Below are 23,085 nucleotides of genomic sequence, written 5' to 3' on the forward strand. Positions count from 1 at the left end.
TTATGTTAATAGGAGTATGTAGAGTTATTTTATCGATTCCTGAAAGTTTCTCCCTTAAGGAAAAAAGGAGAGTAAAAAGAAGTATTGTAGACAAAATAAGGACAAGATTTAATGTTTCTATAGCTGAGGTAGACGCTCAAGAAATATGGAACGAACTTGTCTTAGGAATAAGTATTGTATCTACAGAGTCAAAACATATATATCAAATATTATCAGATGTTATAAAGTTGTTAGAAGAACAAAAAGACACAGAGATAGTAGATTATGAAATAGAAATTTTGTAAATTACCAGGAGTGATGTTAACATGAGACAAAGACAAGAAAGATTAAGTGCTTTAATTAGAGAAGAAATAAGTGAGATATTATTAAGAAGGGTTAAAGATCCTCGTATCTCATCTAATTTTGTTGTAATAACTGAAGTAGAAATTAGTAAAGATCTTAGATATGCAAGAATATATGTGAGTGTTTATGGTAGTGAAGAAGAAAAAAGAGAAACTATGAAGGGACTTGAAAGTGCTAAAGGATTCATAAGAAGCGAATTAGGAAAAGATCTTAGAATAAGATTTATACCAGAAATTTCTTTTGAGCTTGACGAATCCTTAGAAAGAGGAGACAGGATACTTAGAAAATTGAAAGAATTGAAATTAGAGGATGAAGAAGATCAATAAAGAGATTAGAAGATTAATAGATATAATAGAAAAATATCAAGATTTTATTTTATTCACACACATAAATCCTGATGGAGATGCTATTGGATCTATATTAGGATTTTATTATTTTCTATTAGAAATAGGAAAAAAACCATATATTTTTCTAAATTCACCTATCCCCTCTTTTTATAGATTCCTTTTAAAGGGGGATGTAAACACAATAAGTAATTTGGATAGATCATATAATATAGGTATTGTCTTTGATTGTAGTGATATATATAGGGTTAAGGAAGATTTAAACGTAAAAGAAAAAACTAAAATACTAATAAATATAGACCATCATACTTCAAATTCAAAATTTGGAGACATAAATATTATAAACGAAAAAGCTTCATCAGTAACAGAAATTATTTACGATATTCTTACCAAATCAAAATTCAACATATCAATAAATGTGGCTGCTTGTCTTTTAACTGGTCTAATAACTGATACAGGAAGCTTTAGATTTAGTAACACTACTCCTAAAAGCCTAAAAGTAGCAAGTAATCTTGTTAAGATAGGGGTTGATATTTCCTCTATATCAAAGGAGATATACGAGAAAAGAAAACTTTCATCATTAAAATTATTAGGAATATCATTACTAAGAATAAATGTTGATAAAGATATTGCTTGGAGTTTTATCAATATGGAAGATATGGAGAAATATAATGCAACTTTAGAAGACACAGAGGGAATAATAGACAATCTTAGGATGTTGAAAGATGTGAGAGTTGTAGTGTTCTTCTATCCAATAAATGAAAAAACATTAAAAGTCAGCCTAAGATCTAAAGATAATCGTATTGATGTAAGTAAATTTGCACAATCTTTTGGTGGAGGGGGACACAAAGAGGCAGCAGGTTTTCAAGTAAAAAATAACAATTCCGATGTTTATAACTTAGTTATCAATAAGCTAAAAGAGTTTATTGAAGAAAATGAACGGATTTCTTTTAGTAAATAAACCTCCTGGTATAACCTCCTTCAATGTAGTAAAAAAAATAAGAGAAATAACAAAAATAGATAAAGTAGGACATATGGGTACTTTGGATCCCAGAGCATGTGGGCTTATAATAATAGGCTTGGGAAAATATGTAAGATTAGAGGAATACATTTTAAACTTTACAAAAACATATATTGTAGAGATTCATTTTGGTATAAGTAGTGACACTTATGATAGAGAGGCTTATTCTTTTAAATATCAAAACATAAAAAATCAAGATATTTCTCCCCAAAAAATAGAAGAAATATTAAAAAGCTTGTTAGGAGAAATTGAACAAGAACCCCCAATCTATTCTGCTCTTCATATAAATGGTAAAAGGGCTTATGAACTAGCAAGAGAAGGGAAAAATTTGAAACTTCCAAAAAGGAAGGTAAAAATATTTAAGGCTGAACTATTAGATTATAAGAAAAGTAAATTTCCTATTGCTTTAATTGAATTTAAGGTTTCAGCTGGTACCTATATAAGAAGCCTTGTAAAAGATATAGGTGAGAAACTTGGATGTTATGCAATAACCTCTTTTTTATTAAGGACTGAAATTGGTCATATCTCTATAAGTGATAGTATATCTTTTAACAAACTCTCTAAACATTGGAAAGAAAATTTAGTTTCTCCAGTTAAAATATTAAACTTTCCTCTAATAAAAGTTGATGCTCTGGAAGAGAAAAGAATTTTAAATGGAAACAATGTTCTTTTACCTACTTATGAAAATAAGGAAATTTTTGTCTCAGTGGTTAATTCAAAAGATAATTTTATTGCTGTAGGTAAGATAAAAGGAAATGTTCTAAAACCAGAAAAGGTCTTTTCAATTGAATAATTATTATGGAAAAAGATATTAAAGTAATAAAGCTGAACAATATAGAAAAAAAGGGAAAACTAATTCTAAGTATAGGAGTATTTGATGGAATACACAAAGGGCATTCCTCTATTCTGGAAGAGATGTTCAACTATGCGCTGATTAGTGATTCAAATACTGGAATAATAACTTTTGAAGATACATATCCCAAAGTTTTCAAAAATTTATCCTCCTTTCTACTAACAAAGGATGAGAAAAGAGAAATGATAGGTTTAAAAGGAATTGATTATATGTTTTGTTTGCCCTTTGACTCAAAACTTAGAAATCTTAGTCCGAAGGATTTTATTGAATTTCTTAGAAAAAATATGGAATTCTCATGCATACTTGTAGGGGATAATTTCAAGTTTGGAAAAGGAAGAACAGGAGATGTAAGTGTCTTATTAGAATTGAGTAAAAATTACAATTTTAAAGTATTGGTAAAGCCACTTCATGATATAGATAATACAACTGTATCAAGTAGTATGATAAGAGAAGCCCTTCAGAAAGGAGACATTTCTTTTGCTAATAAAATGTTAGGCTATAAATATTTTATAAGAGGTAAAGTGATAAAAGGTGATAATATAGGAGAAAAGATAGGCTTTCCAACTGTAAATGTAAAACCTGATCCTTCTAAACTTATTCCTAAAAATGGAATATATAAAGGTAAAGCTAAAATAAGAGATAAAATATATCACTCTGCTATTTACATAGGAACAAGACCTACTTTTAATGGTGAAGAGCTTCGTATAGAGGCATATTTATTTGATTTTGCTGGTAATATTTATAACGAGATTATTGAATTAGTCTTAGAAGAATACATAAGACCTGATATAAAATTTCCCTCATTAGAAGAATTAAAGAAGCAAATAACTCAAGACCTTTTATTTATAAAATATAGAATATATGAAGAAGAAAAAGAAATTAAAATCATAACAATAGACGGCACTGCAGGATCTGGTAAAACTACAATAGCAAAATCTTTAGCAAGAAAATTTAATTTTGATTACATAGATAGCGGTGCATTATATAGAAGTGTGGGACTTTTGGCTATGAAATTTGATATTTTTGATGAGAGTAAATTGGCAAAAATTATAAAAGAAAATCAAATAAAATTTTTGTGGGATGGAGAAAAATTTAGAGTTTTCTATAAAGAAATGGAATTAACAGATTTGATAAGAACTACAGAAGTAGGACTTGTAGCTTCTAAAATAGGTAGATTTAGAGGAATTAGAGAGATTATAACAGACTGGCAAAGAGATTTTCTTAAAAAGGTGAAACGGGGATTAGTTATAGAAGGTAGAGATAGTGGGACAATAGTTTTTCCAAACGCAAACTTAAAGCTTTTTATTAATGCTAATATTGATATAAGATGTGAAAGAAGAGCAAAAGATCTTAATGATACAAATAAAGAAAAACTTCTTGAAAGCATAAGAGAAAGAGACTACTTAGACATAAACAGAGATGTAGCACCTCTTAGGCTTCCTCAGGGAGGTTATTTTATAGATAATTCATATACCACAATAGACGAGGTTCTAAACATTATTACTACTTTATTTATGAGGTCAATGTAATGGTGATTATTTACTATAAACAAGTAACCTCTACTATGGATATTGCTCATGATTATGCTTCAAAGAATTTTCCTCATGGCACAATTATTTTGGCTGATATACAGACAGAAGGAAGAGGTAGATTAAGAAGAAAATGGATTTCTCCTGAAGGTGGCCTTTGGTTTTCTATAATCCTTTATCCTTCTATCTATCTGAAAAAGAAAATAGATTGTTTAGGTATTCTTATATCTGTAGCAGTATATAAAGCTTTAGATATATTCTTGAAAGAAAAAGATATTCTTAATTTTAAATGGCCTAATGATTTAGAACTCAATAAAAAGAAGGTTGCAGGAATACTATTGGAAAGTATTTATGAAAATAATGAAATAAAATACATAATAGCAGGTGTCGGAATAAATCTTTTTGTAGAACAGTCATATTTTCAAAAATATGATATAGATGCTACTTCCCTTAAAGACCTTGTTTTGGTTGAAGATAAACTAATCATATTAAAAGAGATAAGAAATCAGATTCTTTCGCATATAGCTGATTATCCTGATAATTGGGATTATGTATTTCAGTTTTACAAGAGTAAGTTTCCGTATATAGGAAGTAATGCTGTAAACAGATTAAATGGAAAAGAAGTTAAAATAGTAGATATAGATGATAATGGAAGTATTATATTGGAAGAAGAAAATAAAATCAAAAAATATCCATGGGGAGGTATTTCACTTGAAATTAAAAGGATTACTTATTGATCTTGATGGATCTATTTATAGAGGAGATGTCCCACTTCACTACAGTAAAGAGTTCATAGAATTTTTAAGAGAGAAAAATGTGAAATTCATGTTTCTAACTAACAATTCCACTAAGCTTCCCGAAGAATATATAGAAAAATTACAAAAAATGGGAATTTTCACTAATACTGATGAAATTCTAACATCTGGAATTGCTACAGCTATATATCTTAAAAAAATTAAAAATCAAGGTACAGCTTACGTTATAGGAGAAAAAGCATTGAAGAAAGTTATTTCTGACATTGGTTGGGAATTATGCGAAGATAAGGATATGGTTGATTCTGTGGTAGTAGGATTAGATAGAGAGTTTACTTTTGAAAAATTAAGAAAAGCGAACTACCATATAAGAAATGGGGCGAAGTTTTTAGCTACAAATCCCGATAAGACATTTCCAACTGAAAATGGTATAGATCCAGGAGCTGGATCTTTGGTCGCAGCTGTTTCTTCAGCATCTCAAAAAAGACCTTTTATAATTGGGAAACCATCACCATACATGGGAAAAATTGCTATAGAAAAGTTGGGCCTGAAATCAGAAGAAGTAGGGGTTGTTGGGGATAGAATAGATACAGATATTTGCTTAGGAAAAAGACTTAATGTAAAAACTTTTTTACTCCTTACAGGAGTAACTCAAAGTAAAGATTTAGAAAGATCGAAGATAAAACCTGACTTTGTATTTGAAAATCTTGAGGATTTAACTAAGTTCCTAAAAGGGCATTTAGAAAAGTAATCATGGAAAATATAAAGGTAAAATCATATGTTAATATCAATAGAAAAGATATAATGTTTCTATAAGTCTTATTAATGATCATCTCTAAAATTCTCAAAATTATAAAAACAAAAAGTGATACATAAAATGAGCCTATATAGTAAGTAATGAATATTATAGTTCTTAAAATAACCTCCATATATTTTTCCTTTATTGATATTCCATCTTTGTAAAATATATTTTTCCCCCCAAAGGTTTTTATAACATAAAAATAAAAGATAGTTCCTGCAAAAGCAACGAAAAAATAACCAATAGATAAAAGAATATAGTAATCACTATTATAAAAGCGATTTAAAAAGGATAAAGGAGAGCTTAGATTTAGATATTTGGGCTCCTTTGCTTGAGGTAATAAGAAAACAGAAATTAAAGTTATAAAATGTTGAATTTGATCTTTCAAAAATTCCCTAATACCATTACTTTTGGATATCTTTTTGATTTTCGAAAGATCTATTATTGTGTGTAATGAAAATAGAATAAAAATATAAGAGAAACACATTGGGGAAGTTAAGTAAGGTATGGAAAGTAGAATTGTAATTACTAAGTAAATACTTGTATGTATCAGTACTCCATATTTATTATAGACTTTATATTTAAATACTCTGTTCGTCTGTAAAGTGAAATCTGCAATAAGATGTGCTAAAAATAACCTTAAAAACCAGAACATTTAAGTAATCCCTTTCTGTAAAGAGATAAAAGAGCCTCAACTATAGAAGGATCAAATTGCTTTCCTTTTTCCTCTTTAATTCTATCTATTGCCAAATTTAAACTTACACCTTTTCTATAAGGTCTATCAGATATTAAAGCATCAAGAGTATCTACCACAGAAATAATTCTTCCAATAAGAGAAATTTCTTCACCTTTTAAGCCTTTTGGATATCCTTTACCATCATATCTTTCATGGTGTTCTTCAATACCTTTTATAATATCCTCTAAAAGATCGATGGGTGCTAATATATTTTTCCCTATTATTGGATGCTTTTTTATCTCCATTAATTCATCTTCAGAAAGTTTATCCTTTTTCCTCAGAATATTATCCTCTACCCCAATTTTTCCTATATCATGTAGTAACCCTGCAAGTCTAATTTTTTCTAAATAATCAGAATCTAAATTTAATTCTTTACCAATTAAATATGAAAATTCAGAGACCCTTTTTGAATGTCCATGAGTATAAGGATCTTTTGCATCAATAGCATTTACAAGAGATTCTATAGTATCAAAAAATAGACTTTTTAAGTTATTGTATAAAAGAGCATTTTTTATTGCTACAGCAGCTTCATTTGCTATAGTTTGTAGTAAGTCTAAATCTTCATAGTCAAAAGGTTTATCGCTTTTTTTGTTTATAGCTTCTATTACACCTATTAGTTCATCTTTATACAACATTGGTACCCCTAAAATGGATTTGGTTTTGAAAGAGGTTAAATAATCAAATTTTGGATTGAATATATTACTACTTTCCACATTATTTTCAATAATAGGAGTTCTTGTTTGAGCAACTTTTCCTGCAATCCCCTCCCCTACTTTTACTGTATATCTTTTGATTGTATCTCCCTTTTCTCCAAGAGCTACTTCAAAATATAATTCTTCTTTTTTGGAATCAAGAAGAAGTAACGAACAAGCCTCAACCATTAAACTCTCTTTTACTATTTCCATGATTATTTTTAAAAGATCAGAAAGATTCAAATTTGAAACAATCTTATAGGAAATCTCCCTAATTAAATAGAGTCTCTCTATTTCTTTTTTTAAAGATATATTTTCTTTAAGTATTTTACCTATTTTAATTTTCATTTTTGTACCCTAATACTCTAAATACATGAACAGGTTTTTCTTTTCCTTTAATATTGAAAAAACCAAGATCTTCAATAATAAACTTATCTTTTATTTCATTATATGTTTGTTCACATATTAGAATCTCTCCTCCTTTAGCTAAACCTTCTAATCGAGATGCAAGATTTACAGTATTTCCGATTGCTGTATATTCTATCTTCTGTTTGGGTCCTATAATACCCACTAAAGCTTCTCCTGAGGAAATTCCTATTCCCACTTCAAAAGAAGGATAACCTTGACTTTTCCATTCTAATTGTAATTTCCTGATCTTTTCTTGTATTTCTAAGGCAGAAAGTACAGCTTTTTCTGCAGTATTTTCCAAAGGATAAGGAGCTCCAAAAATTGCCATTATTGCATCTCCCATAAATTTATCTACAGTCCCATTGTTTTTTAAAACAATATCTGAAGAGCTTTTTAAGAAATCATCTAAAATCTTAATTATCTCTTCAGGTTCTCTTATATCAGAGTAATAAGTAAAATTTCTAATATCTGCAAACAGAACGCTTATCTTCTCTCTTTTGGTAGTGAAAATTTTATCTCTTTCTGTTTTAAGAAGCATTTCAACTACTTCTGGAGAGACAAATCTTTGAAATAATGTCTTAATTTCTCTCTTTTCTTGTTCTGTTTTTATAATTTCATATAACATGTTAAATAAATAAGAAATTAAAAGTCCAAATACTGGTATGTAATATGGAAGTAACGTATTAAAATAAACAAAAAATAAATTGGCTATTGTGAGGTATAATAAGGAAAATATCACGGATATTACAAATATAAAAATTGTCTTGTATTTTCTTATTAAAATAGAAGGAATAAAATTCATAAGTAGTGTAATTATATATAATGGGGATCCATCATTAAAAGGTTTTATAAAATCTTTGCTAATAAGGGTGTCTATAGCATTAGCATGAACTTCTACTCCCGGCATTTTTCCTAATCTAATAGAACCTCCATATCTTATAAAACCATAAAATGGAGTAAAATGAGTATCGTGTAATGTCTCAGTTACTGCACCTATAAGAACAATTTTGTTTTTAAAAACATTTGGATCAATATTTCCTTTTAATATATCAACAAAAGAGTAAACAGGATAACTAAAAGGTCCTCCTCTGTAATTTATATATATGTTATTTTTTTTATCTGTGAACAATTTTGTTTTAGAAATATATTCGTCTGAAGTTAGAGAAAGATATTTTAATGTTATTAAAAAAGGAAAAGAAATCCATTCCTTTTCTAATACGAAATTTTTTAGTTGGAATCTTCTTATAAATCCATCCAAATCATGTTCTGGATTAACGAGTCCAACCTTAGCGTTTTTCAAAAATTTATCAATGGGAAGAAAGAGTCTTTTAAGAGAACCATATCTTGGATCATCCACTGATATATAAAAAGCAGAAAGTATTATCCTTTTATCCCTTTTTAAAAGTTCCTCAAATTTCTTATCATCTACCGGAGTTGTTTCTGTATCAAAATATATATCAAAGGCTATAATTTTGGGATTTTTCCCTAGTTTATTTATTAATTCCACATATAAAGATCTATTCCAAGGAAAATTACCTAATTCTTGTATTGAATTATCGTCTATTCCTATTATTACGATATTACTTTCTGACTCTCTCTCCCCTCTAAATATAAATCTTAAGTTAATAGAGCCTAATTCAAGTTTTTGAAGTACTTGACTTTGAAACAATAATAAAGTCACTACAAAAGATATTAGCACTATTATACATCTTATTATTATGCCATTCTTTATAAACCTATTTATATAATTCACTTTTTAAAGTCTTAACTTTGTCGATACAAAATATATATCTGTTGGATTACCATAAGGATCAAAAGTTCTTTTTATAGTTAGTATAGCATCTACATTTTGAGCTAATGGATAGGTTATATTTAAAGTCATAATTGTATTTTCATTAAAGAGTATAAATGGAGTTTTTATCTCTTTTTGCTCGTATAGTAAGTTCATCTTTAATCTTTCATTTAATGACATAGTAAATCTACTATATATAGATGGACGCATACCATTAAAAGATTGGTAATTTACATTTAAAAAGGCAATATTTAATATATTAGTGTCTAAGTCTAATGTTAAACCAAATATTCTATTTACAGACTCTTTTAAAGGAGATAGAGTTTTAAGTACCTTATTCTTTTCATAATAAGCATTGAAATAACCAGGATAAAAATTATCAGAAAAGTTTATTAGCTGGACACTAAAAACACTGTTGAAAAGACTGAAATTGCTTTGAAGACCTAATGCAACACCATTTTCACTTAGAACTCTTGGATCACTAATTGTTACTCCATCATGTATTATTCTTTGTGCAAAAGATGAATAAATAACAGTATTTTTTGTCAAAAAGTACGATAAATCTGCTCCAACTATTGCTTGTCTTTTATTTTCATCAACATCCATATCCATCATACCATTTATACCAATTTCTAATCTATTTATGGGTCGATAAAAAGCTCTCAATGCATATGTTGAGTTTAGATTTTCATATTTATTAAAAGGAGAAGGAAAGAGAGTAAGAATACCCCCTCTTTTTGGATCTTCTAATCGAAGTACTACCCCCTCCATTTCATATGTGGAATATCTATTGGCAATTAATCCGTATCCAAGAGTAAAGTGATCTATAACACCATATTTTATTCCAAGCCAAGGTAAATTTAGTTCTCCATACCTTATTTTTCCTTGAATATAACTTATACTTTCTCCATCGGTATATAAAGAAAGATCAAGACCGAGTTTTAATATTCCAAAAGAAAGTTCTGGAGAAAAGGAAAGTTTAGCAAGCATCAAATCATTCTTTTTATATAAACCATAATCTAAATTATTATTAAGCGCTAATCTAACACCTTCGGATGATCCCCTTTGAGGAGGTGTAATAGGTTTCTCTTCTTTAATCTCTTCTTTGGGCTTTTCTTCTTTTGGTTTCTCTTCTTCATCAAACTTTTCAATTTCTGTTATTGGTGTCGGATTTTCAGGAGGATTTTCAGGTTTTACAATACTTTGAAAACCTTCTTTTACATCTACTGTTACACCTTTAGCAGAAAAAGAAACTACTCCTTTAAGAGTTTTCACCACAGTCGTTCCATCTTCACTTACTTGCTGAATCCATTCCGTACCTCTTACACCTGCAACAGCTGTAGGTGTGTGTATCTCTACTCTTTCTCCTATAGATAATATCTTCTCAACTGTCGCCCATACTTTTCCTAAAAGTAATTTAAATATTGATACTTCTTTTTGTGTATCTTTATCACGATCCAATCTTAAAATATCAAGCTGGGTATTTGAAGCAAGTTTTAGGGTTGATCTATCTGAAAACTCTAATATAGCTTGTGAGTTTTGTTGTACCCAAATCTTATCTCCTGAAGAAAGTTCCATTTTTAACTTAGCAGGTATCCATAACTCTGATTCAGCCTTTTTTACATAAACATTTCCTTTTAGATATGTTATTATTGCTACCCTTTTTGTTGCTTGAGCAAAAATAGGGACAATAAGGATTAATAAAACTAAAAGAAAGACAAAAAGTTTTTTAAACATTTTTAATACACCCCACTAAATTGTTTTTAAAATAATCTTAAACTTTTTATATTATATCACAGGTTTTTTTTATAAAGATAACAAAGTCCTTTAAGAGTAAGATAAGGATCAATATTTTCTAATTTAAGGTATTTTGAATGAGGTACTATTCTTTTAGCCCAACCACCAGTACTTATAAGAACAGGATTTCCATTCATTTCTGATATTTGTCTTTCTAAAATTCCATCAACAAGTCCTGCAAACCCAAAAACTATTCCTGCTTGAATTGCAGATATAGTGTTTTTTCCTAAGGAAGATTCTGGAGCTTTAATATCTACTTGAGGAAGTTTAGCGGTTTTTTCAAAGAGGGCGTAGGATGCCGTCCCTACGCCCGGTGCTATAGCTACTCCTAAAAATTTCTTATTCTCTATAGCAGAAAAAGTAGTTGCTGTGCCAAAATCTATAGCTATTCCAACTGGACCATACTCTTCTTGAATAGCAACCACATTACATATAAGATCTGAACCTACCTCTTTGGGGTTTTCTGTCTCTATGGAGATTCCTGTTTTTATTCCTGGTTCTACAACAAAAGGAGAATAATTGAAGATATATCTTATGGCATCAACAAAAACTGAGGTAAGAGATGGAACTACAGAAGATATAGCTATACCTTCTACTTTAGCCTCGGAGATCCCATTTCTTTTTAGAGTCCATTCAATAAGTAGTGAATATTCATAGCTTGTAGAGTATTTCTTAGTCTCAAATTCATAATGAGATATAATTTTATTTTTTTTAAAATAAGCTATATCTATATTTGAATTGCCGATATCTATAGTTAAAAGCATACCCTATGCACTCTCCTTAATTAATCTTTTTAATAATACAACTATAGGTGGACAAATTATTGACGCGATAATTGCTTCTGGAATACCATGAAGAATTCCTATGGATATAATAACTCCTAATGGGAAAATTTTAAAAATTGCTGCAAGACCAAGAGTTCCCACAGTGTTAGTCATACTTCCTAAGAAGGATGCTATTCCAATGGCAACTATTTCTCCTTCTTTTTCTTTTATTATAAATAAAATTAAAAAAGCTATGATAAAAGAGATTAAAGCTATTAAAAAACTAAATTCTAAAGAGTAATTAATAAGGCTTTCTGTAAACCACTCTCTCATGATATAGACACCACTAAGATATGCGAAAGAGAAAACTACAAAAGAGATAATAAAAGCGGTAGAGTTTTTAAGCTTCTTTTGAGACCTAAAAAAGGATAAGAGAAAATTATAAACAAGACCTGAAACAATACCAATAAAAGGTCTTGCAGGAAAAAGCACCCAGAAAGGAGCAATATGGGAAAAATACATAACTGCAGAAATGCCAAAAATGCTACCTACTAAGGCTCCAAACCATGGTCCCATAACAATGCCTGCTAATATCACTGGAATATGCATTATTGTTGCAGCACCTGCTGGTGTTGGTAGGGATATATAGCCTATACGTGAAAAACCTAATAAGAGGGTAATTGCAACAAAAAGAGATGCTAATGAGATTTTTTTGATGTTTTTAAACATTTTAATACCTCCCTTCCGGCTCCCCAACAAGGGATGCCGTTTTTTTGATTTGACTATTTATATTGATATTTATTGATATTGTCCCGCGATCCTAAAGATCTGCAGGCTTTTTTGGATTATAATATATAAACTAAAAAAAGAAAAGAGGTTATATAAATGGATAAAAAAGAATTGCGGAAGATATTTTTAGAAAAAAGAAGGAATATAAGAGATAAAGAGGTAAAATCTCATGAAATTTTTCATAAGCTGAAGAATTTAGTTATTTGGGGAAAAGCATCTATAATTAACACTTATGTCTCTATAAAAGATGAGGTAGATACAAGGTTCATAATTTATCATGCTCTTGTAGAAAACAAAAGAGTATTTTGCCCCGTTATCTTTGGTAAAGACTTAAAATTTGGAGAAATTAAGACAATTAATGATTTAGAAAAAGGTCCATTTGGTATACTGCAACCTAAGGAGATTTATGAAATAGATTATAACTTGTTCGATATTATTGTAGTACCTGGAATTGCATTTGATGTTAAAGGTTATAGAATAGGTTATGGTAAAGGTTACTATGATCGTTTTTTAAGCAACATTAAAAGAGGTATAAAAATAGGTTTAACCTTTGACGATTTAATCATTAATGAACTTCCAAAAGATCCTTACGATCAAAAAGTTGATATTATTATTTCAGAGAAAAAGATTATTTTTACTAATAATTATTGAATACCTATACAAGATAAACACAAAATAATACTATTTCTATAGATCTCATAAAATTCTCCCATATATATACCAATAGTCAAAAAAAGGAATATAAGAAAGAATATAAAAAATCTTATAATTACTTTTTTAGCCATTTTTCCAATTCCTTTTTAATATCCTTTTCTGAGATAATTCCTAAATAAATTTTTCTTATAATAAAATTTTTATCAATTAAAAAAGATGTTGGTATAGCTACAATTTGATATGTATATCCTGCTTTTCCTTCTCTGTCAGAAAGAATAGTAAAACTAACTGGATTATTCTTTAAGTAATCATTAACATTTTTAGGATTGGAGTCTAGACTAACAGCCACTATTTCAAATCCTTTATTTTTATGTTCCTTGTATAGCTTATCTAATAACGGCATTTCATATCTACATGGAGGGCACCATGTAGCCCAAAAATTTAATAAAATAACTTTCCCTTTAAAATCAGAAAGCCTATAATTTTTCCCCTTTAGATCTTTAAGTGAAAAATCTATAGCTTTTTCATTTTCTCCTATATTGGCTATTGAGTAAGATGTATGAATTAATAGGACAAATAATATAATCATTAAAAAAATTTTTAAAAATCTATTATTCTTCATCATTTTTTTCATTTTAAACTCCTCCCTTTTTGCATATATTAATTAAAAGAACTTTCCAGGCGAGGTAGGGGGTGATGGGTGAGGGGGGAAGGGGACCCTCGCCTGGAAAGGTTCTTAACAAATTCTTTTTGAAATAATACTAACATTTTAAAAATTTTTTGTCAAGATTCCTAATTTTAAAATTGATTAAAAATAATAACAGAAATAATTTACACTGATCAAAAAAGAGGAGGCTCTCTGGCGATGACCTACTCTCCCACCCCGTTGCCAGGGCAGTACCATCGGCGCTGGAGGGCTTAGCTTCCGTGTTCGGAATGGGAACGGGCGTTTCCCCTCCGCTCTAATCACCAGTAGCCTCCTCTTCCTTCATAACTCCATCATAAATCCTTCTTGAGAGAGATCACACCGTAACCAGCCAGGCGTCAAAGCCTCGGCATATTAGTACCGGTCGGCTTCACGCATTGCTGCGCTTCCACCTCCGGCCTATCTACCTCCTCTTCTCGGAGGTGCCTTACCAGGTTCTCCCTGTGGGAAACCTTATCTTGGGGTGGGCTTCGCGCTTAGATGCTTTCAGCGCTTATCCCGTACGGACTTGGCTACCCAGCTCCTGCACCTGACGGCACAACTGGTACACCAGAGGTCCGCCTGCTCCGGTCCTCTCGTACTAGGAGCAGTTCCCCTCAAGTTTCCTACGCCCGTGGCGGATAGGGACCGAACTGTCTCACGACGTTCTGAACCCAGCTCACGTACCGCTTTAATGGGCGAACAGCCCAACCCTTGGGACCTTCTCCAGCCCCAGGATGCGGTGAGCCGACATCGAGGTGCCAAACCTCGCCGTCGATGTGGACTCTCGGGCGAGATCAGCCTGTTATCCCCGGAGTAACTTTTATCCGTTGAGCGATGGCCCTTCCACTCGGGACCACCGGATCACTAGGCCCGACTTTCGTCTCTGCTCGGCCCGTCGGCCTCACAGTCAGGCAGGCTTAACGCCCTTACACTTTAGGCACGATTTCTAACCGTGCCAAGCCTACCTTTGGGCGCCTCCGTTACCTTTTAGGAGGCGACCGCCCCAGTCAAACTGCCCACCAAGCACTGTCCCCCAAAAGGCTCTTCTTTTGGGGTTAGAACCCCAACACCACAAGGGTGGTATTCCACCGGCGGCTCCACAGAGGCTGGCGCCCCTGCTTCTCAGCCTCCCACCTATCCTCTACATGCGGTGCCAAAGTTCAATGCCAGGCTGCAGTAAAGCTTCACGGGGTCTTTCCGTCCTGCCACGGGTAGTCCGTATCTTCACGGACACTCTAATTTCACCGGGCCCCTCGTTGAGACAGCGCTCCAGTGGTTATGCCTTTCATGCGGGTCGGAACTTACCCGACAAGGAATTTCGCTACCTTAGGACCGTTATAGTTACGGCCGCCGTTCACTGGGGCTTCGGTTCAGGGCTTCGGGTATTCCCCTAACCCTTCCCCTTAACCTTCCAGCACCGGGCAGGCCTCAGCCCCTATACATCGGCTTCTACGCCTTAGCAGAGACCTGTGTTTTTGGTAAACAGTCCCCAGAGCCACTTCACTGCGGCCCTTTCAGGCTATTCACCTTACTCGGGCACCCCTTCTTGCGAACGTACGGGGCCATTTTGCCGAGTTCCTTAACGAGGGTTATCCCGCGCACCTTTGGATCTTCACCTCGCCCACCTGTGTCGGTTTGCGGTACGGGCACCCGCTAACCTCCCTAGAAGCTTTTCTCGGCAGTGTGGGCTCGATGCCTTCGCCCTCTCTCGAGGACTCCCCATCACTCCTCGGTTCATCAGGAGTGCGGATTTGCCTACACTCCCTCCCTTAGAGCTTGGACCTGGTATGTCACCACCAGGCGCACCTACCCTCCTGCGTCCCTCCTTCGGTATTAACGGTTAGCAGGTGGGGCCGGAATATTAACCGGCTGTGCATCACCTACGCCTTTCGGCCTCGGCTTAGCTCCCGCCTAACCCTGGGAAGACGAGCTTTACCCAGGAAACCTCGGGCTTTCGGTGGGAGGGATTCTCACCCTCCTTTTCGCTACTCATGCCGGCATTCTCACTTCCGCCTCGTCCAGCGGTCCTTCCGGTCCGCCTTCTCCCTACAGCGGAACGCTCCCCTACCGCTCTACCTACCCGAAGATAGGTAGAACCCAAAGCTTCGGTGCCGGGCTTTAGCCCCGTGTATTTTCGGCGCAGCTTGGCTCGATCAGTGAGCTATTACGCACTCTTTGAATGATGGCTGCTTCTAAGCCAACATCCTGACTGTCTTCGCCAAGCTACCTCCTTTACCACTTAGCCCGGACTTTGGGACCTTAGCTGTTGATCTGGGCTGTTCCCCTCTCGACTATGGAGCTTATCCCCCACAGTCCGACTCCCAGCCATCCACCTAAGGCATTCGGAGTTTGACTGGACTCGGCAGCGGATCCCCGCCCCTCGCCCAACCAGTGCTCTACCTCCTTAGGCTTCATCGGCTGAGGCTAGCCCTAAAGCTATTTCGGGGAGAACCAGCTATCTCCAGGCTCGATTAGCTTTTCACTCCTACCCACAGCTCATCCCATAGCTTTTCACTGCTAACGGGTTCGGACCTCCACGGGGGGTTAACCCCGCTTCATCCTGGCCATGGGTAGCTCGCCTGGTTTCGGGTCTAATGCGTGTGACTAATCGCCCTCTTCAGGCTCGCTTTCACTTCGGCTCCGGGACTCCTCTCCCTTAACCTCGCCACACGCATTAACTCGCCGGCTCATTCTTCAACAGGCACGCAGTCGAGCCAGCTCAAAAGAGTTACCCCTTTTGAGCATCGCTCTCCTACTCCTTGTGGACGTACGGTTTCAGGTTCTATTTCACTCCCCTCTCCGGGGTTCTTTTCACCTTTCCCTCACGGTACTATGCGCTATCGGTCACCAAGGGTATTTAGCCTTAGGCGGTGGTCCGCCCTGATTCGCGCAGGATTCCACGTGCCCCACGCTACTCGGGATTAAGGCCCATAAGAGATACATACTTTTCGCCTACGGGGCTCTCACCCTCTCTGGCCAGCCTTCCCAGACTGTTCGGCTAAGTATGCATTCCCTTACGAGAGAGTCGCGGCTCTCTCCGGCCTTATCCCTCTACCCCTGAGTGGCAACGCCCGCGAGCTTCTCCACCACTCAGGTTTAGGCTCCTCCCCTTTCGCTCACCACTACTCAGGGAATCGATTGTCTCTTTCTTCTCCTCGGGGTACTAAGATGTTTCAGTTCCCCCGGTTCCCCTCCCTAAGAGTTTCCCCTTAGGGATACTCTGGCATTACCCAGAGTGGGTTTCCCCATTCGGAAATCCCCGGATCATAGCTTGCTCGCAGCTCCCCGGGGCGTTTCGCCGCCTGCCGCGTCCTTCTTCGGCCCTTGGTGCCTAGGCATCCACCGTACGCCCTTTCTACTTTGACGCCCGGCTGATTACTGCATCATCCCTCTCTATCTTCTCTTGTCTAAGGTGCAAATTTGGTGGAGCTGACCGGACTTGAACCGGTGACCCCCTGCGTGCAAAGCAGGTGCTCTCCCAGCTGAGCTACAGCCCCACCCCTCAAATAAAATGGTGGGCCCTCCTGGACTCGAACCAGGGACCTCACCCTTATCAGGGGTGCGCTCTAACCACCTGAGCTAAGAGCCCACTTTAATAATCATAATTAGTCGGGAGAAAAGAGGGAGAAGAGATAAAGGAAAAAGAGGACACTTTTCCTTCTCCATAAGAAAGGAGGTGATCCAGCCGCACCTTCCGGTACGGCTACCTTGTTACGACTTCACCCCAATCATCCGCCCCACCTTCGGCAGGCTCTTCGCCTGACTTCGGGTGTTGCGGACTCTCGTGGTGTGACGGGCGGTGTGTACAAGGCCCGAGAACGTATTCACCGCAGCGTGGCTGATCTGCGGTTACTAGCGATTCCGCCTTCACGCAGGCGAGTTGCAGCCTGCGATCTGAACTGGGGGTGGCTTTAGGGATTCGCTCCACCTCGCGGCTTCGCTCCCCTCTGTACCACCCATTGTAGCGCGTGTGTAGCCCAGGGCATAAGGGGCATACTGACTTGACGTCATCCCCACCTTCCTCCGGCTCATCGCCGGCAGTCCCCTTAGAGTGCCCGGCTTTACCCGCTGGCAACTAAGGGCAGGGGTTGCGCTCGTTGCGGGACTTAACCCAACATCTCACGACACGAGCTGACGACAGCCATGCACCACCTGTGCAGGCTCCAAATAAGGGGAAACCCCCTCATTCGGCACTTACCCTTTCGGGTAAGCTTTCAGCCTGCATGTCAAGCCCTGGTAAGGTTCTTCGCTTAGCATCGAATTAAACCACGCGCTCCACCGCTTGTGCGGGCCCCCGTCAATTCCTTTGAGTTTTAGCCTTGCGGCCGTACTCCCCAGGCGGGGCACTTATCGCGTTTGCTGCAGCACGGAGAGTCTGACTCCCCACACCTAGTGCCCATCGTTTACGGCTAGGACTACCGGGGTATCTAATCCCGTTCGCTCCCCTAGCTTTCGCGCCTCAGCGTCAGGGCCAGTCCAGAGAGCCGCCTTCGCCACCGGCGTTCCTTCCGATATCTACGCATTTCACCGCTACACCGGAAGTTCCGCTCTCCTCTCCTGCCCTCTAGCTTAGCAGTATCAGATGGCCTCCCCAAGTTGAGCTTGGGGCTTCCACATCTGACTTGCTAAGCCGCCTACACGCCCTTTACGCCCAGTAAATCCGGACAACGCTCGCCCCCTACGTCTTACCGCGGCTGCTGGCACGTAGTTAGCCGGGGCTTTTTCCTCGGGTACCGTCAGCTTTCTTCCCCGAGAAAAGAGGTTTACACCCCGAAGGGCTTCTTCCCTCACGCGGCGTCGCTCCGTCAGGGTTTCCCCCATTGCGGAAGATTCCCGGCTGCTGCCTCCCGTAGGAGTCTGGGCCGTGTCTCAGTCCCAGTGTGGCCGACCACCCTCTCAGGCCGGCTACCCGTCTTCGCCTTGGTGGGCCATTACCCCACCAACTAGCTGATAGGCCGCAGGCCCATCCCAGAGCAGTATACAGAGTTGCCTCTGTATACTCTTTCCTTACCTTAGCTCTCCGCTCGGTAAGTATATGGGGGTTTAGCACCCCTTTCGGGGTGTTATCCCCCTCTCTGGGGTAGGTTACCTACGTGTTACTCACCCGTGCGCCGCTCTCACTCCTATCGGTTATCCCAATAGGAGCTACCGCTCGACTTGCATGCCTTAGGCACGCCGCCAGCGTTCGTCCTGAGCCAGGATCAAACCCTCCATCCAGTATATATCATACCTTCCCTTTCGGGTCTGTATCCTCGCTCTCTATATGCCTTCCTCTCTTCTTCCTTCTCTCTTCTCTCTCCCTTTTCTCCCTTTGTCTAATGTGCATCCGCCCTTTCTCATCGGGCGGATTAAATTCTATCATATATATCTCCCTTTTGCAAGAGGGGGGATTTAAATTTTTTAAAAGAAATTAGTCTATATATATTCTTGTAAACCCCATATTTTTAGCTAAATTTATTGCCTCCTTATATTCACTTGGTAATATTGTTCTGTTTATTAATGGATATTCATAGGCTTTATAGAGCGGTCTGTATTGAGGCATTATATTTATAAAAACATCTGTAGAGATTTCCCTTTTTAAAAATTCGAGCCATTCCTTTATAGATGAAACCCCATTGGGAAGTAGGAGATGTCTTACAATAAGGCCTCTTATAGCTACGCCATTCTCGTCCGTTATAAGATTTCCTACTTGTCTATACATTTCCTTTACTGCTTCTTTTGCTACCTCAGGATAATCAAATGCATTAGCAAGTTTTAAAGATATATCATAGGACCAAAATTTTATGTCTGGCATATATATATCTATTATACCTTCTAACTCTCTAAGGGTTTCTAAAGACTCATATCCACTACTGTTATAAACTAAAGGTATATTTAAACCCTTAGGAATAGCATAATAAAGAGCTTCTAATATTTGAGGTACATAATGAGTAGGTGTGACAAGATTAATATTGTGACAACCCATATTCTGTAGTTCAATCATTATATTTGCTAAGGTTTCTGTATCAATAATTTCTCCAATCCCTAAATGACTAATAGTATAATTTTGACAAAAAATACAACCCAGATTACAATAAGTAAAGAATATAGTACCAGATCCACTTTTCCCAACTAGAATCTTTTCTTCACCAAAATGAGGGAAATAACTTGATATAGTTATTTCTGATGAAGCCTTACAATACCCTTTTTCTCTTTTTTTTCTATTTACTTTACAATTTCTTGGACACAGGTTGCATGATTCCAGTTTTTTACTTAAGATATTAATTTTTCTTTCCAAATCACCTTTCTTATAACTCTCAATGTAAATAGGTCTCATAAGGACCTTAAAAATTCCCTTATCTTAAACTTTACATTTAAATTATGGGCCACTTCCTCACATTTTTTTATATCTATAGAAGGTATATTGACAACACTTACCCACACATCTTTAATATAAATAGAAGAGAATTTGATAAATTCAATTAAATGTTTATATGCATCTTTAAATACTGGTCGTGATATTAAGTTATATTTATATTCATTTTCTGCATTTAGACTAATAGAAATACTATCTACAAAAGGTGCAATTTCTGGCAAAATGTTTCTTCCATGAAAGATATTAGCATGTCCATTAGTATCTATTCTTATGTTTTTGTTGGGATAGTATTCTTTAACATATCTTGAAACTTTCTTTACTATTTCTACTCTTAATAAGGGTTCTCCATATCCGCAAAATACTATTTCTTTATAGTCGTTCAAATTTAATTCTTTTAATTCAATAATAATATCTTTAAAGGTAGGTTCTTTTTCTAACCATAATATTTTATCACCGATTCTATCTGAATAATTGCGTATACAAAATGTACATCTATTAGTACATTTATTGGTTATATTAAGATACAAATTTTCACCTAATACATATACTACGTTCATATATTTATATTTTTGAATATTCTTTTTAAATTTTTCTTGATAATATCAGAGAGAGTGATTAGATCTATTTTTTTAATTTCGGATATTTTTTGGGCTATCTCAGGTAAATAGGCAGGTTCATTAATCTTTCCTCTTATAGATTGAGGAGGAAGATAAGGTGCATCAGTCTCAATAGCTATTAAATCTAGTGGTAATTTTTTTAAAACTTCTCTTAAATTATTTGCATTTGGATAAGTTATAGGTCCAGAAAAACTGAACAAAAAATTCCAATCTGCTATAATTTTTGCTATTTCATAACTTCCACTAAAGCTATGCATTATACCTCCTACATCCCATACTCTTTCGGCTTTCATAATATTTATAAGATCTTTCCAGGCCTCTCTACTATGAATGACAATAGGAAGTTTATTTTCTTTGGCATATTGAATAAATTGTATAAATACTTGTTTCTGAGAATCTTTTGAAGAGTATAGTTTATAATAATCAAGCCCTATTTCTCCAATAGCTATTACCTTTGACTTAAGAAGTTTATCCCACTCTTTTTTATTGAATTCAAATTTGTCGGATTCATGCGGATGTAAGCCTATGATTGCATAAATATCATCATCCACACTTAGTTCCACTGCAATTCGGCTTGACTCTATGTCATATCCTACTACAAAAAATTTATTAACCTCTTTTTCTTTAGCTCTATTTACGATCTCTTCCCAAGAAGCATAAAGTCGCTTATCATTTAGATGAACATGTGTATCAATCCACATACTTTAAAATAATAGCCCAGGGCTATGCCTCCACCGTCGATTTGATCCTCCGGGAGAAGAGAGATAGGAAAGCTCCAATTAGGTTCACTGCGGCACCTAAGAAGTACCTCTTACCGTTGCTTCCTTTCGGACCTGGCGGGGTTTGAGGACCTCTTAGTGCACAGCTCCTAATCTTCATCGCTTCCATCTCTCCCTTCTTACCCACAAGATCAAACCTCAGGTGGCCTTTCGGCCCTGCTATAGCGGATTGCAGGTTCAGGGCACCGCTAGCTCCCCGCCTAAGCATAGCCCTGGGCATTTTTATTCTTGAATTCTTAATAATATGAATAAAGTACTAAAAATAACCCAAACAAATGAAAGTATTAATAAGAAAACTAATATTTTACCTATCCATGCTCCTATGCTTTTTTCATTTCTAAAAAACAAAGAAAAATTTAGCTCTTTTACAACTGCAAAAGCAGCTAATATACCAACAAAAAAACTAATTATAATACTCGTTAGACTCATTAATTCTCTTATATTTTTCATATCTTCATATCTTTAATATTAATTATTTATACTAAATGGCGGAGAGGGTGGGATTCGAACCCACGAGGCCACTTTCGTGGCCTACTCGCTCTCCAGGCGAGCGCCTTCGTCCACTCAGCCACCTCTCCGCTCTGATTATATTTTATCATAAAAATACGTTAAGGTGAACTCCTTAAATTAGTAAAAAACTTCTTTAGAATTTCCTCGCTTTCTTCTTTCATTATTCCAGTTATAATTTCCAATTTCTGCCACTTTTTATAATTTTCAATATTACATATAAACCTTGAAAATCCTTCTTCATGATTACTCGCCCCATATATTAATTTATCAAATCTTGCTTGTAGTATAGCTCCGAAACACATTATACAAGGTTCAAGCGTTACATATATAGTACAGCCATAAAATCTCCAATCACCAAGCTTTTTATATGCTTTCCTTATAGCTATAATCTCTGCATGGCAAAGAATATCTTTTTTTGATTCACGAAGATTGTGTCCTCGAGAAATTATTTCCCCATCTTTTACAACAACAGCACCTACAGGTACTTCATTCTTTTCTAAAGCCTTTTTTGCTTCTCTTAATGCTTCTGACATAAAAAAGTTTATATCTTTACTGAGTCCATGACCCATTTTATATATTCGGGAAGTCCATAATTTATTGGGATACCTATAATTTCAGGAAGTTCATATGGGTGTAACTCTTTCACTTTTTTTACTAAATCTGGAAATTTACTTTTATCTGTTTTTAATAAAACTATCACTTCATCTGCAATTTGTTTTTCATTATTCCAATAAAAGTAAGACTTAACATTAGGAATAATATTACCACAAGCAATTAGATGATCATCTAAAAGAGCGTTGACTATCTTTTCTGCTGTCTCTTCCTTATCCACCGTTATAATACATAATATCATTTTTCTCTTCA

The 23,085-nt window shown here is 35.7% G+C and carries 22 protein-coding genes, 3 tRNA genes, 3 rRNA genes and 1 other RNA gene; 8 read left to right on the top strand and 21 right to left on the bottom strand.

The annotated features are described in order from the left end of the window. Positions 1-2: 2 nt before the first annotated feature. From ACY3JM_RS06480 to ACY3JM_RS06510, 7 genes are read left to right on the top strand one after another with little or no spacing between them, the layout of a single operon-like run. Entirely contained in the window at positions 3-284 is a 282-nt protein-coding gene (locus ACY3JM_RS06480; protein ID WP_463082028.1) for a DUF503 domain-containing protein, read from the top strand. A gap of 21 nt (positions 285-305) precedes the next feature. Continuing rightward, positions 306-668 carry a 30S ribosome-binding factor RbfA gene (rbfA, locus tag ACY3JM_RS06485; RefSeq protein WP_463082027.1) on the top strand — a complete coding sequence of 121 codons (363 nt, stop codon included), beginning with the start codon at positions 306-308 and terminating at the stop codon, positions 666-668. Then, positions 652-1,647 (top strand): DHH family phosphoesterase, encoded by a 996-nt coding sequence (locus tag ACY3JM_RS06490; RefSeq protein ID WP_463111166.1) that lies wholly within the window; start codon positions 652-654, stop codon positions 1,645-1,647. The genes rbfA and ACY3JM_RS06490 overlap by 17 nt, the downstream gene beginning before the upstream one ends. Then, positions 1,622-2,500: a tRNA pseudouridine(55) synthase TruB gene (gene truB, locus ACY3JM_RS06495; protein ID WP_463111167.1), complete on the top strand. Its 879-nt coding sequence runs from the start codon at positions 1,622-1,624 to the stop codon at positions 2,498-2,500. The genes ACY3JM_RS06490 and truB overlap by 26 nt, the downstream gene beginning before the upstream one ends. Before the next feature lie 5 nt (positions 2,501-2,505). Then, positions 2,506-4,089, top strand: a complete 1,584-nt coding sequence (locus tag ACY3JM_RS06500; protein WP_463082024.1) for a bifunctional riboflavin kinase/FAD synthetase — start codon at positions 2,506-2,508, stop codon at positions 4,087-4,089. After that, entirely contained in the window at positions 4,089-4,826 is a 738-nt protein-coding gene (locus ACY3JM_RS06505; protein ID WP_463111168.1) for a biotin--[acetyl-CoA-carboxylase] ligase, read from the top strand. The genes ACY3JM_RS06500 and ACY3JM_RS06505 overlap by 1 nt, the downstream gene beginning before the upstream one ends. Beyond that, positions 4,801-5,592: an HAD-IIA family hydrolase gene (locus ACY3JM_RS06510; RefSeq protein WP_463082022.1), complete on the top strand. Its 792-nt coding sequence runs from the start codon at positions 4,801-4,803 to the stop codon at positions 5,590-5,592. Before ACY3JM_RS06505 ends, ACY3JM_RS06510 begins: the two co-directional genes overlap by 26 nt. Here the strand turns inward: ACY3JM_RS06510 and ACY3JM_RS06515 are convergent. Genes ACY3JM_RS06515 through ACY3JM_RS06540 form a run of 6 tightly spaced genes read right to left on the bottom strand, consistent with a single transcriptional unit; the run spans position 5,561 to position 12,558 of the window. Beyond that, a complete protein-coding gene (locus ACY3JM_RS06515; protein ID WP_463111169.1) occupies positions 5,561-6,295 on the bottom strand; it encodes a DUF3307 domain-containing protein in 735 nt (244 codons plus the stop codon). The two genes, ACY3JM_RS06510 and ACY3JM_RS06515, sit on opposite strands and share 32 nt — an antisense overlap. Continuing rightward, a complete protein-coding gene (locus ACY3JM_RS06520; protein ID WP_463082020.1) occupies positions 6,280-7,416 on the bottom strand; it encodes an HD domain-containing phosphohydrolase in 1,137 nt (378 codons plus the stop codon). The genes ACY3JM_RS06515 and ACY3JM_RS06520 overlap by 16 nt, the downstream gene beginning before the upstream one ends. Beyond that, a complete protein-coding gene (locus ACY3JM_RS06525) occupies positions 7,406-9,229 on the bottom strand; it encodes a CHASE2 domain-containing protein (RefSeq protein WP_463111170.1) in 1,824 nt (607 codons plus the stop codon). The genes ACY3JM_RS06520 and ACY3JM_RS06525 overlap by 11 nt, the downstream gene beginning before the upstream one ends. 3 nt (positions 9,230-9,232) lie before the next feature. Beyond that, positions 9,233-11,005, bottom strand: a complete 1,773-nt coding sequence (locus tag ACY3JM_RS06530; RefSeq protein ID WP_463111171.1) for a FecR family protein — start codon at positions 11,003-11,005, stop codon at positions 9,233-9,235. A 56-nt stretch (positions 11,006-11,061) separates the two neighbouring features. Beyond that, positions 11,062-11,829: a type III pantothenate kinase gene (locus tag ACY3JM_RS06535; protein ID WP_463082017.1), complete on the bottom strand. Its 768-nt coding sequence runs from the start codon at positions 11,827-11,829 to the stop codon at positions 11,062-11,064. Between the two features lie 3 nt (positions 11,830-11,832). Then, complete coding sequence (locus ACY3JM_RS06540) at positions 11,833-12,558, bottom strand: ECF transporter S component (RefSeq protein WP_463082016.1); 726 nt, start codon at positions 12,556-12,558, stop codon at positions 11,833-11,835. Positions 12,559-12,714: 156 nt separating this feature from the next. On the opposite strand from ACY3JM_RS06540, the gene ACY3JM_RS06545 reads away from it, so the two are divergent. Continuing rightward, entirely contained in the window at positions 12,715-13,269 is a 555-nt protein-coding gene (locus ACY3JM_RS06545; protein ID WP_463082015.1) for a 5-formyltetrahydrofolate cyclo-ligase, read from the top strand. Between the two features lie 118 nt (positions 13,270-13,387). On the opposite strand, the gene ACY3JM_RS06550 is transcribed toward ACY3JM_RS06545, so the two are convergent. The 15 genes from ACY3JM_RS06550 to cutA form a co-directional block, all read right to left on the bottom strand. Beyond that, complete coding sequence (locus ACY3JM_RS06550) at positions 13,388-13,906, bottom strand: TlpA disulfide reductase family protein (RefSeq protein WP_463082014.1); 519 nt, start codon at positions 13,904-13,906, stop codon at positions 13,388-13,390. Positions 13,907-14,129: 223 nt separating this feature from the next. Beyond that, positions 14,130-14,246, bottom strand: a 5S ribosomal RNA gene (gene rrf, locus ACY3JM_RS06555). Between the two features lie 66 nt (positions 14,247-14,312). After that, a 23S ribosomal RNA gene (locus ACY3JM_RS06560) occupies positions 14,313-17,326 on the bottom strand. Positions 17,327-17,381: 55 nt separating this feature from the next. After that, a tRNA-Ala gene (locus ACY3JM_RS06565) sits at positions 17,382-17,457 on the bottom strand. Positions 17,458-17,472: 15 nt separating this feature from the next. Further along, positions 17,473-17,549, bottom strand: a tRNA-Ile gene (locus ACY3JM_RS06570). Between the two features lie 80 nt (positions 17,550-17,629). Further along, positions 17,630-19,177 (bottom strand): 16S ribosomal RNA (locus tag ACY3JM_RS06575). The 16S, 23S and 5S rRNA genes sit together here with 2 tRNA genes alongside, the layout of an rRNA operon. Before the next feature lie 7 nt (positions 19,178-19,184). Beyond that, complete coding sequence (locus tag ACY3JM_RS06580) at positions 19,185-19,322, bottom strand: hypothetical protein (RefSeq protein WP_463082013.1); 138 nt, start codon at positions 19,320-19,322, stop codon at positions 19,185-19,187. 48 nt (positions 19,323-19,370) lie between these two features. Continuing rightward, entirely contained in the window at positions 19,371-20,276 is a 906-nt protein-coding gene (locus tag ACY3JM_RS06585; RefSeq protein WP_463111172.1) for a radical SAM protein, read from the bottom strand. Then, a complete protein-coding gene (locus ACY3JM_RS06590) occupies positions 20,273-20,872 on the bottom strand; it encodes a TatD family nuclease-associated radical SAM protein (RefSeq protein WP_463082011.1) in 600 nt (199 codons plus the stop codon). The genes ACY3JM_RS06585 and ACY3JM_RS06590 overlap by 4 nt, the downstream gene beginning before the upstream one ends. Beyond that, entirely contained in the window at positions 20,869-21,633 is a 765-nt protein-coding gene (locus ACY3JM_RS06595) for a TatD family hydrolase (protein ID WP_463111173.1), read from the bottom strand. The genes ACY3JM_RS06590 and ACY3JM_RS06595 overlap by 4 nt, the downstream gene beginning before the upstream one ends. A gap of 22 nt (positions 21,634-21,655) precedes the next feature. After that, positions 21,656-21,921: signal recognition particle sRNA large type (gene ffs, locus ACY3JM_RS06600), an RNA gene on the bottom strand. A 12-nt stretch (positions 21,922-21,933) separates the two neighbouring features. Further along, complete coding sequence (locus ACY3JM_RS06605) at positions 21,934-22,161, bottom strand: ABC transporter permease (RefSeq protein WP_463082009.1); 228 nt, start codon at positions 22,159-22,161, stop codon at positions 21,934-21,936. A gap of 36 nt (positions 22,162-22,197) precedes the next feature. Next, positions 22,198-22,289, bottom strand: a tRNA-Ser gene (locus tag ACY3JM_RS06610). A 30-nt stretch (positions 22,290-22,319) separates the two neighbouring features. Then, positions 22,320-22,754, bottom strand: a complete 435-nt coding sequence (locus tag ACY3JM_RS06615; protein ID WP_463082008.1) for a nucleoside deaminase — start codon at positions 22,752-22,754, stop codon at positions 22,320-22,322. Positions 22,755-22,762: 8 nt separating this feature from the next. Next, positions 22,763-23,074 carry a divalent-cation tolerance protein CutA gene (gene cutA / locus ACY3JM_RS06620; protein WP_463082007.1) on the bottom strand — a complete coding sequence of 104 codons (312 nt, stop codon included), beginning with the start codon at positions 23,072-23,074 and terminating at the stop codon, positions 22,763-22,765. Between the last annotated feature and the right edge of the window lie 11 nt (positions 23,075-23,085).

It is taken from the genome of Dictyoglomus sp. SSW, assembly GCF_055181335.1.

What these genes read in the sequence shown, in the direction of transcription:
- ACY3JM_RS06530 (WP_463111171.1), bottom strand. Translation starts at nt 11,005, where the DNA reads ATGTTTAAAAAACTTTTTGTCTTTCTTTTAGTTTTATTAATCCTTATT.
- ACY3JM_RS06590 (WP_463082011.1), bottom strand. Translation starts at nt 20,872, where the DNA reads ATGAACGTAGTATATGTATTAGGTGAAAATTTGTATCTTAATATAACC.
- ACY3JM_RS06545 (WP_463082015.1), top strand. Translation starts at nt 12,715, where the DNA reads ATGGATAAAAAAGAATTGCGGAAGATATTTTTAGAAAAAAGAAGGAAT.
- truB (WP_463111167.1), top strand. Translation starts at nt 1,622, where the DNA reads ATGAACGGATTTCTTTTAGTAAATAAACCTCCTGGTATAACCTCCTTC.
- ACY3JM_RS06595 (WP_463111173.1), bottom strand. Translation starts at nt 21,633, where the DNA reads ATGTGGATTGATACACATGTTCATCTAAATGATAAGCGACTTTATGCT.
- ACY3JM_RS06505 (WP_463111168.1), top strand. Translation starts at nt 4,089, where the DNA reads ATGGTGATTATTTACTATAAACAAGTAACCTCTACTATGGATATTGCT.
- ACY3JM_RS06550 (WP_463082014.1), bottom strand. Translation starts at nt 13,906, where the DNA reads ATGAAAAAAATGATGAAGAATAATAGATTTTTAAAAATTTTTTTAATG.
- ACY3JM_RS06500 (WP_463082024.1), top strand. Translation starts at nt 2,506, where the DNA reads ATGGAAAAAGATATTAAAGTAATAAAGCTGAACAATATAGAAAAAAAG.
- ACY3JM_RS06480 (WP_463082028.1), top strand. Translation starts at nt 3, where the DNA reads ATGTTAATAGGAGTATGTAGAGTTATTTTATCGATTCCTGAAAGTTTC.
- ACY3JM_RS06490 (WP_463111166.1), top strand. Translation starts at nt 652, where the DNA reads ATGAAGAAGATCAATAAAGAGATTAGAAGATTAATAGATATAATAGAA.
- ACY3JM_RS06615 (WP_463082008.1), bottom strand. Translation starts at nt 22,754, where the DNA reads ATGTCAGAAGCATTAAGAGAAGCAAAAAAGGCTTTAGAAAAGAATGAA.
- ACY3JM_RS06535 (WP_463082017.1), bottom strand. Translation starts at nt 11,829, where the DNA reads ATGCTTTTAACTATAGATATCGGCAATTCAAATATAGATATAGCTTAT.
- ACY3JM_RS06580 (WP_463082013.1), bottom strand. Translation starts at nt 19,322, where the DNA reads ATGATAGAATTTAATCCGCCCGATGAGAAAGGGCGGATGCACATTAGA.
- rbfA (WP_463082027.1), top strand. Translation starts at nt 306, where the DNA reads ATGAGACAAAGACAAGAAAGATTAAGTGCTTTAATTAGAGAAGAAATA.
- ACY3JM_RS06515 (WP_463111169.1), bottom strand. Translation starts at nt 6,295, where the DNA reads ATGTTCTGGTTTTTAAGGTTATTTTTAGCACATCTTATTGCAGATTTC.
- ACY3JM_RS06605 (WP_463082009.1), bottom strand. Translation starts at nt 22,161, where the DNA reads ATGAAAAATATAAGAGAATTAATGAGTCTAACGAGTATTATAATTAGT.
- cutA (WP_463082007.1), bottom strand. Translation starts at nt 23,074, where the DNA reads ATGATATTATGTATTATAACGGTGGATAAGGAAGAGACAGCAGAAAAG.
- ACY3JM_RS06540 (WP_463082016.1), bottom strand. Translation starts at nt 12,558, where the DNA reads ATGTTTAAAAACATCAAAAAAATCTCATTAGCATCTCTTTTTGTTGCA.
- ACY3JM_RS06520 (WP_463082020.1), bottom strand. Translation starts at nt 7,416, where the DNA reads ATGAAAATTAAAATAGGTAAAATACTTAAAGAAAATATATCTTTAAAA.
- ACY3JM_RS06585 (WP_463111172.1), bottom strand. Translation starts at nt 20,276, where the DNA reads ATGAGACCTATTTACATTGAGAGTTATAAGAAAGGTGATTTGGAAAGA.